Origin of the sequence: Bartonella sp. AC130YNZD, from assembly GCF_042196865.1 — a bacterium.
Lineage (GTDB): Bacteria > Pseudomonadota > Alphaproteobacteria > Rhizobiales > Rhizobiaceae > Bartonella.
Genome location: NZ_JBHIQZ010000132.1, coordinates 1 through 862 on the forward strand (window position 1 = coordinate 1; position 862 = coordinate 862).

Annotated in this window: 1 pseudogene; it reads left to right on the forward strand. The window is 40.7% G+C overall.

Annotated features, from left to right (window positions below):
* Window positions 1-862: pseudogene (locus ACFINU_RS10095) on the forward strand (hypothetical protein); the annotation flags it as partial.

Genomic DNA, 862 nt, shown 5'->3' on the forward strand with positions numbered 1-862 from the left:
AAGAAGTAGCAGGCAGTGAAATCAATATTGCCAATAAAGATAACGGGGATCGGACGCTTTCTGGTGTAAAGGAAGCTGCGAATAACAATGAAGCGGTTAACAAGGGACAGCTTGATAAAGGTTTAAAAGATCTTTCTGATAAACTTCAGTCTGATGAATCGGCGGTTGTTCATTATGATAAAACAGGTGATGAGACTGATTATACGAGTGTGACATTAGGCAAAGGTAAGAATTCTTCCTCTGTTGGTCTTCATAATGTTGCAGATGGTAGTATTGCTAAGGGCTCTCATGATGCAGTGGCTGGTGGACAGCTTCATACAATCACAGATGATTTATCAAAGATTTTAGGTGGAGATGTCTCCTTTGATGGCAAAAGTTTTAAACAACCAAAGTATGACTTATCGACAGTTTCTAAAGACGGTAAGGTAGATGACAAAACCTATGAGGATGTTGGTTCTGCCTTTAAAGGCATTGATAAGAATATCAAGACTGTGAACGATCGTATTAAGGAAGTTTCACAAGGAGTAGCACAGGATTCGTTATCGTGGAGCAAGGATGAGGATGCCTTTGTAGCGCAGCATGGAGAAGAAAATAGTAAAACCAATAGCAAGATTAAGTATCTTTCGAATGGAGATATATCTGAAGGCTCAACCGATGCCGTGAATGGTTCACAGCTCCATTCTACGAACACAGCCCTTGCAGAATATTTCGGTGGTAATACCAAGTATGAGGAAGGCAAATGGACAGAACCTGATTTCAAAGTTGCGCAATTCGATGCTGATGGCACAGAAGGTGACGAGAAGACTTATCATAATGTTGCTGCTGCTTTTGAAGGTGTTAACAGTGCTTTCACCACTCTGAA